This window comes from Seonamhaeicola sp. NFXS20 (genome assembly GCF_049132085.1).
In the GTDB taxonomy this organism is placed as follows: Bacteria; Bacteroidota; Bacteroidia; order Flavobacteriales; family Flavobacteriaceae; genus Seonamhaeicola.
On record NZ_JAFMPU010000010.1, the window covers coordinates 91,403 to 103,996 of the forward strand.

Sequence of the window (12,594 nt, forward strand, 5' to 3'; positions counted from 1 at the left end):
AGTTATGTTAGAAGGCGATAGGCTTTACAAAGAGGTTGCAAAAAGGCGTAGTGAAAGAAAAAACAAGGCTAGTGGAAAATTTGATAAAAAGAAATTAAATTATAACCTTAAAGGAGATAAGCTTGAATTTAATACTCCAAAATTAAAACCAACTGAACTTGAAAGCTTAAAACAAGGAATAAGAAAAAAAATTAAAAGCGATAGTATTAGGGATTATATACTATACATAGTTATTTTTTTAGTATTGTTCATTTCATTCTATGTATTTATGAATTGATAAATTTTAAAAAACTTTAAGCCTTAATAAAATCTGTAATTAAATAAGAAATAAGTTTACCAACTTGCGCTTCGGTTTTTCTTTTAGGAGCCGCTTCACAAATATGTAGATATTGAGCATTTTCATGTTTACCAAAAAAGTTCACAAATTTTCTGGTTTTACTAACCGTAAATCCGCTTGGAGTCATGGCGCTACTAGGTATATTTTCAATAGCATCACAATCAATTTCAATTCCAAAAATATCTTTAGAAACATGTTTTAAAGCGCGTTGCATTTGAGTGTTAAAATCTAATTCTTGTCTAACTTCAATACTTTCATAAGTATTGTATTTAACAGCTTTAACTTTGCTAAGTGTAGTAAACGTTTTATCAGAATTGTAATTTTCGTGTAAACCAAAAGCAAAATATTTGTTTAAAAAACCTTCCGCAAAAGCGTAACTAAAACCGTTACCGCTATGGCGTCCTTCTTCAGGTCTAAAATCGGCATGGGCATCAAAATTAACTACATTAATGGGCTTATTAAAGGCTAAAGAAGTTCCTTTAATGTTACCATAAGCGTTGTTATGCCCGCCACCAATAATTATTGGCTTTTTGCCAGCTAAAACAATTTGATTAATTAAAAATGTAACATGTTTATCTATATCAGAAACTATATCTCTAGCTATTTTTAGGTTTCCTTTTTTAGAATTATCTAGTTTAGATATTTGGTTTATTTCATCACTAAAATCTAAATGACCTAATATTAATAGCTTTTTAGCTTTATTGTATTTGTTACTTTGAATATTTAACAAATTTTTAAGTGTAGCCTCCCAAGCCTTTGCTGCACCTGTGTTTCCTTGATTGGCAAAAACCCCAATGTCTTCAGGAATACCAAAAATTACATGCGTAACATCTAAATTTTTAAGTTGTTCGTATATGTTAGAAATGCGAGTTAATAATTTAACATGTTGACCAAATTTGGATTCGCCAACGCGTTTGTTTAAAAGTTTATTTTTATATGTATTATTAAATAAAATTAGTTTATCCATTTTAGTTTTTTAATTTTAATAAAAATACATTAATAATTATTTTTAGCATTAAAAAAGAAACAATAAAAATTAAACTTAACACAGAAACCACTAACATTTAAAACAAATAATTATGGAAGAAGATAAAAAAAGTAGTAGTAAGGGATTAAAAATAGCATTAGGAATTGTTTTAGCATTATTTTTAGCCGTAGGTTTTTATACAATAAATCTTTATAGTAATAGTAAAAAGGTTCAAAATGAGTTAACTCAGGAAAAAGAGTTAGTAATGAATGATTTAAATGCTATGGCTAAACAATATGATGAAGCCATTGGAGAAAATGAAGCTAAAAGCAAAGACTTGGTAGAAGCTAGAGAAAGAATTCAAGGTTTAATAGATTCTTTAAAAATATCTGAAACAAACGTTAGAAGTTTATGGAGATATAAAAAGAAATATTTATCACTTCAAAAAGAAATGGATGTATTACTTGCGCAAAACGATTCTTTAAGAGTAGAGAATAGTTATTTAGCTACCTCTTTAGATAGTACTAGAGTTAAATTAGAAGAGCGTACTATGTTTACAGATTCTTTATTAGTTCAAAATACAGCTTTAGCCGAAGTAGTAGAAAACGCTTCTATACTAGGTACCGTTGGTTTAAAAGGATTTGGAGTAATTGAAAGAACATCAGGTAAATTAATACCAACAGAAAGAGCTAGCAGAACAGATAAAATTAGAGTATGTTTTACTGTGGCTAAAAACAGTTTAGTACAAGCAGGAGACCATGAGTTGTATATTCAAGTAATAGACCCAAAAAACAATACTTTAGGTTTAAATGAGCAAGTGCAGTTTGAAGATAAAACGTTAAACTACAGCATGATTAGTAAGTTTAACTATGAAAATGCAAACCTCAATGTTTGTGAGTTTGTTGCAGCTAAAGGAGAAGATAAATTTGAAAAAGGAAGATATATAGTTAATGTGTTTAATGAAAAAGATTTAGTATCAACCTCAGAGTTTACACTAAAGTAAACTTAAATATAACACTTAAAAGCAAGGCCTTAGGTATTTACTTAAGGCCTTTTATTTTATATAAATATGCAGCTAAACAATTATTTATACCAATTTATAGAAAAGCTAGTGAAAAATTAAACGTAATACTTAGTTTTAATTAAGTTTTTATAAATATAAAATGGTTCCAGATAAATCTCATGTCGATTTTTTAAATTCTATTAGCTCTCTTTCAGAAGCAACAATTGAAGAATTAAGAAGTATTGCAAAGTTTAAAACAATAAAAGAAGGCACACATTTAGTGAAGATGGGAGACATACCCAAAAACATATATATGCTTGTATCAGGTGTACTAAGGTGTTATTTAGGAACAGAGTCTGGTAAAGAATTTAATAAAACACTTTATTTCTCTATGTGTTTTGTAGGGCCATTAACAGCACTTATAAAGAAAGAACCTTCATTATTATCTTATCAAGCAATTACAGAATGTCAACTTTATGAAGTTAATTATTATGATATAATAAAATTATGTAAATCAGACGAAGCGTTAAATACAATGTATTCAAAAGTTTTAGAAGACTCATTTACATTTTGTGAACAGCGTATTATAGACATGATATCATTAGATGCTACACAAAGGTATTTAATGTTAAAAGAACGAATTCCAGATGTAGATTCGCTTGTGCCACAATATCACATCGCATCTTTTCTAGGAATTACACCTGTACAATTAAGTAGAATTAGAAAGAAAATTGATGCAGATTAACATTTGTTAATAGTTTGCAAAAAGCTATATTATATATTTGAAGTGATTTCCTTAGGCATTTGTAAAAATACAAAGGATTGATAGCTAACCAACCAACCAAAAAAAACAGGTAATTTATTTACCTGTTTTTTTTATTCTATTATATGTATGTTAGCTTATTTTAAACTACCAACCATATCTTCAGGTTTAACCCATTCATCATATTCTTCTTCAGTTACGTAACCTAAATTTATAGCTTCTTCTTTTAAAGTAGTTCCATTTTTATGAGCAGTATTAGCTATTTCTGCTGCTTTATAATACCCAATTTTAGTATTAAGAGCAGTAACTAACATTAAAGAATTATTAAGCAATTTAGTAATAACCTCTTGGTTAGGCTCAATACCTACAGCACAATTAACATCAAAACTAACACATGCATCTCCAATTAATTGAGCAGACTGTAACACATTAGCTGCCATTACAGGTTTAAACACGTTAAGTTCATAATGCCCCTGAGTTCCTCCAACAGAAACAGTAACATCATTTCCTATTACTTGTGCACAAACCATAGTCATAGCTTCGCATTGCGTAGGGTTAACTTTTCCAGGCATAATAGAACTACCAGGTTCATTTGCAGGAATTGTTATTTCTCCAATACCAGAACGTGGTCCTGAAGCCATCATTCTAATATCATTAGCTATTTTGTTTAAAGAAACAGCTAATTGTTTTAAAGCTCCGTGGGTTTCAACTAAAGCATCGTGGGCTGCTAAAGCTTCAAATTTATTAGAAGCAGTTACAAAAGGTAAATTTGTAAATTCTGCTATATATTCTGCTACTAGTTTATCATACCCCTTTGGAGTATTTAAACCAGTACCAACTGCAGTTCCACCAAGTGCCAATTCGCTTAAATGTGGTAAAGTGTTTTTTAAAGCTTTTAAGCCATGGTCTAACTGAGCAACATAACCAGAAAGCTCTTGTCCTAAGGTTAGTGGTGTTGCATCCATTAAATGAGTTCTACCTATTTTAACAACATTTTTAAATGCTTCAGATTTTTTCTTTAGTGTATCACGTAACTGGGTTACTCCTGGTATGGTTACTTCTGCTATTTTTTTGTAAACAGCAATATGCATTCCTGTAGGGAAGGTGTCATTTGATGATTGCGATTTGTTAACATCATCATTAGGTTGAATGGTTTTTTCTCCTTCTCCAATTACTTTGCCAGCTAATTGATGTGCTCTATTAGCAACAACTTCATTAACATTCATGTTGCTTTGTGTACCAGAACCCGTTTGCCAAATTACTAGAGGAAATTGATCATCATGTTTTCCTTCTAAAATTTCATCGCATACTTGTGCTATTAAGTCACGTTTTTCTTCAGATAAAACACCTAATTCACAATTTGTATATGCAGCCGCTTTTTTTAGGTAGGCAAAGCCATAAACAATTTCTAAAGGCATTGAGGCTGCAGGCCCTATTTTAAAGTTGTTTCTAGATCGCTCTGTTTGTGCTCCCCAAAGTTTATCGGCAGGTACTTTTACCTCGCCCATGGTATCTTTTTCTATTCTAAAACTCATGGTTATTATCCTTTTTAGTTGTGAGCTACAAAGTTACAGTATACTACTTTTTTATCTATGATATTTGTTAGTTTTTTTAACATTTTACAATAGCTTTTGTTATTTGTTTCTTAAATATTTTACTGCTTTATGATGACATTTTTAAAATGATTCGATACTTATAAAACTTATAAATATTTTTATTATGAAATCTAATTTTTTAATTCTTACTTTTTTACTTCTTACAATTTGGGCGTGCTCTAAAGATGATAAAGACACTAATGAGCAAATTAAACAGAGAGATTCTTATATTTCAGCAACTGTAAATGGTGTTTTTTTTGAATCTGACTCATTAATTGTAGAAGTAAATTTAATTGATGATGTAGCTAAAGGTATTTTTATTTATGGTGTAGATACAATTGCCAAACAAGGCATAGTTGTCTATATAGACCCTTATAGTGGTAAGAAAGACTATAATGGTATTGAAAACAATAGTTTTCATAGAATTGTTTATGGCGATGTAACTATTGATAAGACGTATGAGCATTCTTATGAGTTTACAAAAGGTTATAGCTTAGTAAGTGTAATTTCTGACGATGAAATTGGAATTGAAGGTACGTTTAGTTTTGAAGCCTATTGTAGAGAACTTGCATTTCCTGAACCAGAAAAATATTGTGATGATCTGGATAAAGTAATTGTTACAAATGGTAAATTTCGCATCAATTATTAATGCTATTTACAGTAAATGCGTGCTTGGTTTTAACATATAAATAACTAAAAAATTATTGCTATAAATGTTAATTCTATTAATTTAGTAGGAATAAAAATTAAAACTAAATAAATATAGAAATTATGGCAACAATTAGATTAGGAGATGAAGCTCCAAATTTTGTAGCGCAATCATCAGAAGGAGAGATTAACTTTCATGAATGGTTAGGTGATGGTTGGGGTATTTTATTTTCACACCCAGCAGATTATACACCTGTTTGTACCACAGAGTTAGGTACTGTAGCTAAATATAAAGCAGAATTTGATAAACGAAATGTAAAGGTAGTTGCTCTTAGTGTAGATGGATTAGAATCCCACAAAGGATGGATAAAGGATATTAATGAAACACAAAACACTACAGTAAACTTTCCTATTATAGCAGATGAAGACAAAAAAGTTTCTGAATTATATGACATGATTCACCCTAATGCAGATAGTAATTTAACAGTGCGTTCTGTTTTTGTAATTGATAATAATAAAAAAGTTAAGTTAATTATAACGTATCCAGCATCTACAGGAAGAAACTTTGATGAGCTTTTACGTGTTATAGATTCTTTACAATTAACGGCTTATCATAAAGTAGCAACACCTGCTAATTGGCAAAATGGTGATGATTGTGTTGTAGTACCTGCAGTAGCTACCGAAGATATTCCTAATATTTTTCCTAAAGGATTTAAAGAAGTTAAACCTTATTTAAGATTAACACCACAGCCTAATTTAAATTAGTGGAAAACTATGTTAATAAATTTATTAGGAGTATTGTATAAGACTTTGCTTTGCATTATCTTTGCCTAAGTTTTAAAAGAAATTTATAATTATGTTTGATTTTGATCAATATTTAGGCTTTTTAGCATTTTTAACTATATTAACTATAGGATTTTGGTTAATGATATTTTTATTAACTTTTGTAATTCCTTACTGGATAGGAGGTTCTTTAATTGAAAGGTTAAAAGAAATTAAAGAAGAAAAGAAAGCTAAACGCGAAGCGGCTCAATAATCAATCTATAAATAAATAAAAAAAGGAAGTTAAAAATTAACTTCCTTTTTTTGTGCTTAACTATATTTTTTAAAAATCCATTTCATCATCATCACCATTGTTGTTTCTATTACGCTCGTTACGTTGTTTTTGCTGATTAAATCTGTACATGAAAGACAAATTAATTTGACGTTGTCTCCATTGCATCTCACTTTCTCTTATAAAAGAATCTGTTGTAGTTAAAGCATCTCTTTTTCTAGAGTTTAAAAGGTCTCTAACGTTTAATGAAATGGTTGCATTATCGTTTAAAATTTCTTTACTAAAGGCTAAGTCAATAGATAAAATACCATCGGTTTCTGTTTGTGCATCTTCTTGGGCACCTCTGTAAAAAGCATTTGTTTGCCAATCTATTTTGCTAGGTAAGGTTACTTTACTGCTCAATCTAGCAAACCAGCTTGTGTTTTCTGCACTATAATCTACATCATTAAATTCACCTTTGGTTTTAAATTGAAAAATATTGAAACTAGAGTTTAAGCGTAGCCATTTGTTTGGATTGTATAAAAATCCAAATTCTCCACCAGTACGCGCATTTGATGATAAATTAACAGGAATGGTTCTAATAATATCAATACCATCTGTAGTTTGCTGACCGGTTGTTTCTTCAATACGTTCAAACGAATCGGTTTCATATTGATAATAAACTGAAGTTGTAAATGTTAACTTGTCCCAACGTTTTAAATACCCAATATCAAAAGCACTAGCAAAAGCAGGACTTATATTGGGGTTTCCTTGAAAAACATTGGTTCTACTAGAACGCGTTGGAAATGGGTTTATGTAATAACCTCTTGGTCTATTAATTCTTCTGTTGTAACCTAAAGTAATACTTTCTTCAGAATCTGAATCATCTTCTCCTATATTATATATAAGATTAAGTGTAGGGAAGAGACCAAAATAATTGTTGTCAAAATCTGTATCTATTGGGAAACCATAGGCTTCTTGTAATTCCTCGTCTGTTAATCTAGAGTCTATTTTCCCTTTTAATTGGGTGTTTTCTAATCGTAATCCTAATAGGAAAGAAAATTTACCAAATTTAGTTCCGTATTGTGAATAAATGGCATTTATATTTTCTGAATAATCAAAAACATTAGTTAAAGTGTCATTTATATAAAAACTACCATTAGTAATATCTTCTTGCTGTAAAATGTAATCTTTCACTTCATTTTTAAAATTACCACGGTATCCTGCTTCAAATCTAGCATTTTTACCAATTGGCAACACATAATCTACTTGTACTAAATATTCTTTTTCATCTTCGGTTTCATCTTCTATTTCATTTTGAAATGGATCAGGGTTTGTTTCATTGGTAATAATATAATCTTCATCAATGGCAGTGTATTGGGTTTCAGAACCTGTTTCATATTGAAAATCTGCTGTTAACTCATGGCCTTCATTATTAAACTTAGTAATGTAATTAAGTGCTATTTGGTAATTGTTACCGTCTTCATCTTGCTTTTCGTTTCTTAGTGTTTGTTCAACTAAAGTATTACTGTTAAATCTATCGCTATAAACCTTAGATAAATCTGCATCTTCACCATATCTGTAAAACAAACTACCTGTTATAGAGGTTTTTTTAGATAGGAAATATTCCATACCAATATTGGCGTTAAAATTTCTGTTTAAACGCGTAACATCTTGGTCTTCTACTATTTGCTCATATTCTGGGGCTATGATATTGCCATCTTCAATTTGATCTAAATAAGTAGTATTGCTATAGCTATTTCTTGGTGCATCAAAATATCTAAATCCTAGGTTTGAGAATAGATTAAATTTTTCTGTACGGTAATTAATATTAGTAGCAACGCCTACATATTCTGGATTTCCTCCAGTTAATGTAAGTGAGCCGTTAAATCCTAATGTTTCTTTTTGACGTAAAATAATGTTTAATATACCTGCGGTACCCTCGGCATCATAACGGGCAGATGGAGAGGTTATTACTTCTACACGTTCAATGGCTTCTGCTGGTAATTGGCTTAGTACATTAGTATCTCCAAAACCAGCCATGGCAGATGGTTTTCCATTAATTAAAATTCTAACATTTTCATTTCCTCTTAAGCTAATAGCTCCTTCAATATCAACAGATACAGAAGGTACATTGTTAAGAGCGTCACTTACTGTACCGCCAGCAGTGGTTAAATCTTTACCAATGTTGTATATTTTTTTATCTAATTTAATTTCAACAGTTGTTCTTTCTGCAATAATTTCAACTTCTCCTAAAGATTCTATGTCTACTTCTAATTCAAAAACACCAATATTCTCGTTTTTTGATATGTCTCTATCAAATATTTTTATTGTTTTAAAAGAAATATATTCAATAGAAATATCATAAACACCTTTTGGAACACGAATACTAAAATTGCCTTCCATATCAGTGATACTTCCTGCTACAATTTTGTTTTCTTTTTTACTAAAAAAAGATACAGTAGCATACTCTAAAGGGTCTTTAGTTTCTTTATCTATTACTTTTCCAGTAATAATAGCGTCTTTTAACTCAGAATTATGAGTTGTGGAATTATCTTTAATATTAGGTTGCGCTACAGCAATAGAAATGCAAAAAGCAACCAGTATACAGGTTAGTATTGGTTTCATTAAAACGTTTGTTTTTTAGACCACAAAACTAACCTTTGGTTTAGTTAGAAAAGGTTAAAATTCTGTTAAGAGAATTTTGAAATGTTAAATTATATCTAGTATTTTTTCTGTAGGTCTGCCAATTACCGCTTTATTTCCATTTATAACTATTGGTCTTTCAATTAGTTTAGGGTTTTCGGCCATGGCAGAAATAATTTCAGAATCACTTAATTCTTTTCCTTTATATTTTTCTTTCCATACGGTTTCATTTTTTCTTACTAATTCAATGGGTTTAATGCCTAAAAGATTAATAATTTCTGTTAATTCTGCTTTAGTAGGTACATCTTCAAGATATTTTATAACTTCATATTCTTTACCAGATTCTTCTAAAACTGCTAAACCTAAACGTGATTTACTACAGCGATTGTTGTGATATATTTTAATCATTTTAAATTGATATTGAATTTTTTTAAATCTTCAATTAACTGTTCTGGATTTTTAAACTGAATACTATTTATTCCAATTTTATAAGCCGCTTTAATATTTCTTAAATTATCGTCTATAAAGAGGGCATTTTCTGCTTTAATGTTGTATCTATTTAGGGTTAAATGATAGATGTCATCAAAGGGTTTTCTAGTTTTTTCTTCGCCAGAAACTACAATACCTTCAAACCATTGTAAAAATTCAAATTTATCTAAGGCAATAGGGAAGGTTTCTGCACTCCAATTAGTAAGTGCTACCATTTTATAACTACAGCTATCAATTAATTTTTTTAAAATTTTAACGGTTCCTGAAATTTCATTACCTAACATCTCTGTCCATTTACCGTAAAACATTCTTATTAAGTTTTCATATTCTGGAAACATGGCTACACGTTCTTCTGTAGCTTTTGCTAAGGGATAACCGGCGTCTTGATTTTCATTCCAATCATTAGTACAAATAGTATCAAAAAACCATTGCATTTTTTCACGGTCTCCAATAAACTCCTTTAGATACACGTATTCTGGATTCCAGTCTATTAACACACCGCCAAGGTCAAAAATGATAGTATCTATTTTACTCATAATTGGTTGTTGTCTTCAACTTTTTGACCCATCATCATAAGGTATGATTTTAAGAATGAATCTATATCACCATTCATTACGGCATCTACATTTCCGGTTTCATGACCTGTTCTAACGTCTTTTACCAATTTATAAGGATGCATAACATAATTTCTAATTTGGCTACCCCATTCAATTTTCATTTTGCTGGCTTCAATATCGTCTCTTTGGGCACGTTGTTTTTCAAGTTCAATTTCATATAATTGAGAACGTAACATTTGCATGGCTCGATCTCTATTATCGTGCTGTGAGCGGGTTTCTGAACATTGAATTTGAATACCTGTTGGTTTATGCAATAATTGTACTTTGGTCTCAACTTTATTTACGTTTTGTCCTCCGGCACCACTAGAGCGAGCTGTAGTAATCTCAATATCTGCAGGGTTTATATCTATTTCAATAGTGTCATCTGCTAGCGGATACACATAAACAGAAGCGAAACTAGTATGGCGTTTAGCGTTACTATCAAAAGGTGATATTCTCACTAATCTATGAACGCCGTTTTCTCCTTTTAGCCAACCAAAAGCAAAATCGCCTTCAATTTCTAATGTCACCGTTTTTATACCAGCAACATCACCTTCTTGATAGTTTAATTCTTTTACTTTAAAACCAGATTTTTCGGCATACATTAAATACATACGCATAAGCATGCTGGCCCAATCACAGCTTTCTGTTCCGCCTGCACCTGCTGTAATTTGAAGTACAGCGCTTAGACTATCACCTTCATCAGAAAGCATGTTTCTAAACTCTATATCTTCAAGTAAAGTAGCTGTTTTGTAATAGTTAGCATCAACATCTTCTGCAGAAGTTTCACCTTCTTTATAAAATTCATAAAGTACTTCTAAATCTTCAATTTGAGTCTTTAAGTTGTTGTAATCTTCTACCCATTTTTTTTTGACTCTGAGTGATTTCATTACAACTTCTGCCGTTTTTGGATTGTCCCAAAAATTGGGAGCGTAAGTTTGTTCTTCTTCGTTTTGTATTTCAATAAGTTTTCTATCTATGTCAAAGATAGTGCCTTAGTTTGTCAAGGCGGGTATTAAGATCTTTAATTTGATCTGAAGTTATCATAGTAAATTTTGTTTGTCACAAAAATAGAATTAATAGTCATTGACAAAAAATACTTCGGATATTTTTTTAGTTTTATTGTCTAAAATTTTTAGAATGATAATAGACCTTAGAAGTGATACTGTTACAAAACCAACACAAGCTATGTTAGAAGCCATGATGTGTGCAGAAGTTGGTGATGATGTATTTAGAGAAGATAAAACTGTAAATCTATTAGAACAGCGCGTTGCCAATATGTTTGGTAAATCTACTGCTTTGTTTTTTCCTAGTGGCACCATGGCTAACCAAACAGCTATTAAATTACACACACAACCTGGTGAACAGGTTATTTGCGATAAATATGCACATATTTATAATTATGAATCTGGAGGTGCAGCTTTTAATAGCGGCGTATCTTGTAAATTAATAGATGGCACAAGAGGTATGTTTACAGCTAAACAGGTTAAAGAAGCTATAAATCCTACTGATTATTGGTACGCAAAAACTAGTTTGGTTGAAGTAGAAAATACCACTAATAAAGGGGGAGGAGCTTGTTGGGATTTTGAGGAATTAAAAAAAATAAAAAAAGTGTGTAGAGACAATAATTTGGGCTTTCATTTAGATGGTGCTAGATTATGGAATGCTCTAATAGCTAAACAAGAAACTACACAACAATACGGTGATTTATTTGATACCATTTCGGTTTGTTTAAGTAAAGGACTTGGATGTCCTGTAGGTTCTGTTTTATTGGGAGATGAGCAAATAATGAAAAATGCTCTAAGAATTAGAAAAGTGTTTGGTGGCAATATGAGACAAATAGGATATTTGGCAGCAGCAGGACTTTATGCTTTAGATAACCACATAAACAGGCTAGCAGAAGATCATAATAAAGCTAAAGAAATAGGTGAAGTTTTATCAAAACTTTCTGTAATTAAAAGGGTAGAACCCATTGAAACTAATATTGTTATTTTTGAATTAAATAACGATGTTGATGAAAACAATTTTGTTAAAAAGTTATCCAAAAAAAATATACATATTATTAGTATGGGAAACCACAAGCTACGTATAGTAACTCATTTAGATTATACTAATGATATGCATGAAAACGTATTACAAGTATTAAGAAAAATTTAATCAATTACTTAAACATATCCATACCAGGTATGTTTGGTAAACCCGCTTTAGCTGCTGCAGCAAGTTCTGTTTCATTAACTTTTGTAGCTTTTTCAATAGCTTTGTTTAAAGTTATAATAAGATAGTCTTCAAGTTGTTCTTTGTCTTTTAGTAACTCATCATCAATTGTAATAGATTTAATTTCTCTGTTGGCAGTTAAAGTTACCTGTAATTTTTTATCAGAGCTTTGTTCATCAACTAAAACAGTGTTTAGTCGTTTTTTTGTTTCCTCTACTTTTTTTTGGGTTTCTTTAAGTTTACCCATCATATCTCCAAACATAATCTTATATTTTTTTATCAGTACAAAGCTATTTAATTTTT

Annotated in this window: 14 protein-coding genes; 7 read left to right on the forward strand and 7 right to left on the reverse strand. The window is 30.4% G+C overall.

What is annotated here, in order from left to right; translation table 11 throughout:
- The first annotated feature begins 4 nt into the window (after window positions 1–4).
- Window positions 5–277, forward strand: coding sequence for a hypothetical protein (locus tag J1D01_RS13635; RefSeq protein WP_372937087.1), 273 nt, complete (start codon window positions 5–7; stop codon window positions 275–277).
- 16 nt (window positions 278–293) lie between these two features.
- Here the strand turns inward: J1D01_RS13635 and J1D01_RS13640 are convergent, their stop codons facing one another.
- Window positions 294–1,304: a formimidoylglutamase gene (locus J1D01_RS13640; protein ID WP_372937088.1), complete on the reverse strand. Its 1,011-nt coding sequence runs from the start codon at window positions 1,302–1,304 to the stop codon at window positions 294–296.
- Window positions 1,305–1,416: 112 nt separating this feature from the next.
- Between J1D01_RS13640 and J1D01_RS13645 the strand changes: the two genes are divergently transcribed.
- Entirely contained in the window at window positions 1,417–2,307 is an 891-nt protein-coding gene (locus tag J1D01_RS13645) for a chromosome partitioning protein ParA (RefSeq protein ID WP_421151203.1), read from the forward strand.
- Between the two features lie 160 nt (window positions 2,308–2,467).
- A complete protein-coding gene (locus J1D01_RS13650) occupies window positions 2,468–3,052 on the forward strand; it encodes a Crp/Fnr family transcriptional regulator (protein WP_372937090.1) in 585 nt (194 codons plus the stop codon).
- Window positions 3,053–3,207: 155 nt separating this feature from the next.
- On the opposite strand, the gene fumC is transcribed toward J1D01_RS13650, so the two are convergent.
- Window positions 3,208–4,605, reverse strand: coding sequence for a class II fumarate hydratase (gene fumC / locus J1D01_RS13655; RefSeq protein WP_421151204.1), 1,398 nt, complete (start codon window positions 4,603–4,605; stop codon window positions 3,208–3,210).
- Window positions 4,606–4,789: 184 nt separating this feature from the next.
- Between fumC and J1D01_RS13660 the strand changes: the two genes are divergently transcribed.
- The 3 genes from J1D01_RS13660 to J1D01_RS13670 all read left to right on the forward strand — a co-directional run bounded on the left by J1D01_RS13660 (window position 4,790) and on the right by J1D01_RS13670 (window position 6,349).
- Entirely contained in the window at window positions 4,790–5,314 is a 525-nt protein-coding gene (locus J1D01_RS13660; protein WP_372937092.1) for a hypothetical protein, read from the forward strand.
- A gap of 122 nt (window positions 5,315–5,436) precedes the next feature.
- Window positions 5,437–6,078, forward strand: coding sequence for a peroxiredoxin (locus J1D01_RS13665; RefSeq protein WP_372937093.1), 642 nt, complete (start codon window positions 5,437–5,439; stop codon window positions 6,076–6,078).
- A gap of 91 nt (window positions 6,079–6,169) precedes the next feature.
- Window positions 6,170–6,349, forward strand: coding sequence for a hypothetical protein (locus J1D01_RS13670; RefSeq protein WP_076701499.1), 180 nt, complete (start codon window positions 6,170–6,172; stop codon window positions 6,347–6,349).
- Between the two features lie 69 nt (window positions 6,350–6,418).
- On the opposite strand, the gene J1D01_RS13675 is transcribed toward J1D01_RS13670, so the two are convergent.
- From J1D01_RS13675 to prfB, 4 genes are all read right to left on the reverse strand, one after another.
- Entirely contained in the window at window positions 6,419–8,974 is a 2,556-nt protein-coding gene (locus J1D01_RS13675; RefSeq protein WP_421151205.1) for an outer membrane beta-barrel protein, read from the reverse strand.
- Between the two features lie 84 nt (window positions 8,975–9,058).
- Window positions 9,059–9,400 (reverse strand): arsenate reductase (glutaredoxin), encoded by a 342-nt coding sequence (gene arsC / locus J1D01_RS13680; RefSeq protein WP_372937096.1) that lies wholly within the window; start codon window positions 9,398–9,400, stop codon window positions 9,059–9,061.
- Entirely contained in the window at window positions 9,397–10,017 is a 621-nt protein-coding gene (locus tag J1D01_RS13685; protein ID WP_421151206.1) for an HAD family hydrolase, read from the reverse strand. The genes arsC and J1D01_RS13685 overlap by 4 nt, the downstream gene beginning before the upstream one ends.
- Window positions 10,014–11,124 (reverse strand): peptide chain release factor 2 gene (prfB, locus tag J1D01_RS13690; protein WP_372937098.1). Its coding sequence is split into 2 segments (ribosomal slippage): window positions 10,014–11,060 and window positions 11,062–11,124, totalling 1,110 coding nucleotides; the frame shifts between segments, so codons are not numbered across the junction. Before prfB ends, J1D01_RS13685 begins: the two co-directional genes overlap by 4 nt.
- Window positions 11,125–11,217: 93 nt before the next feature.
- On the opposite strand from prfB, the gene J1D01_RS13695 reads away from it, so the two are divergent.
- Window positions 11,218–12,234, forward strand: coding sequence for a threonine aldolase family protein (locus tag J1D01_RS13695; RefSeq protein ID WP_421151207.1), 1,017 nt, complete (start codon window positions 11,218–11,220; stop codon window positions 12,232–12,234).
- A 4-nt stretch (window positions 12,235–12,238) separates the two neighbouring features.
- On the opposite strand, the gene J1D01_RS13700 is transcribed toward J1D01_RS13695, so the two are convergent.
- Window positions 12,239–12,553 (reverse strand): YbaB/EbfC family nucleoid-associated protein, encoded by a 315-nt coding sequence (locus tag J1D01_RS13700; RefSeq protein WP_421151208.1) that lies wholly within the window; start codon window positions 12,551–12,553, stop codon window positions 12,239–12,241.
- Window positions 12,554–12,594 lie beyond the last annotated feature (41 nt).

Coding starts and splice junctions, on each gene's coding strand:
- J1D01_RS13635 (WP_372937087.1), top strand. CDS start 5: ATGTTAGAAGGCGATAGGCTTTACAAAGAGGTTGCAAAAAGGCGTAGT.
- J1D01_RS13640 (WP_372937088.1), bottom strand. CDS start 1,304: ATGGATAAACTAATTTTATTTAATAATACATATAAAAATAAACTTTTA.
- J1D01_RS13645 (WP_421151203.1), top strand. CDS start 1,417: ATGGAAGAAGATAAAAAAAGTAGTAGTAAGGGATTAAAAATAGCATTA.
- J1D01_RS13650 (WP_372937090.1), top strand. CDS start 2,468: ATGGTTCCAGATAAATCTCATGTCGATTTTTTAAATTCTATTAGCTCT.
- fumC (WP_421151204.1), bottom strand. CDS start 4,605: ATGAGTTTTAGAATAGAAAAAGATACCATGGGCGAGGTAAAAGTACCT.
- J1D01_RS13660 (WP_372937092.1), top strand. CDS start 4,790: ATGAAATCTAATTTTTTAATTCTTACTTTTTTACTTCTTACAATTTGG.
- J1D01_RS13665 (WP_372937093.1), top strand. CDS start 5,437: ATGGCAACAATTAGATTAGGAGATGAAGCTCCAAATTTTGTAGCGCAA.
- J1D01_RS13670 (WP_076701499.1), top strand. CDS start 6,170: ATGTTTGATTTTGATCAATATTTAGGCTTTTTAGCATTTTTAACTATA.
- J1D01_RS13675 (WP_421151205.1), bottom strand. CDS start 8,974: ATGAAACCAATACTAACCTGTATACTGGTTGCTTTTTGCATTTCTATT.
- arsC (WP_372937096.1), bottom strand. CDS start 9,400: ATGATTAAAATATATCACAACAATCGCTGTAGTAAATCACGTTTAGGT.
- J1D01_RS13685 (WP_421151206.1), bottom strand. CDS start 10,017: ATGAGTAAAATAGATACTATCATTTTTGACCTTGGCGGTGTGTTAATA.
- J1D01_RS13695 (WP_421151207.1), top strand. CDS start 11,218: ATGATAATAGACCTTAGAAGTGATACTGTTACAAAACCAACACAAGCT.
- J1D01_RS13700 (WP_421151208.1), bottom strand. CDS start 12,553: ATGTTTGGAGATATGATGGGTAAACTTAAAGAAACCCAAAAAAAAGTA.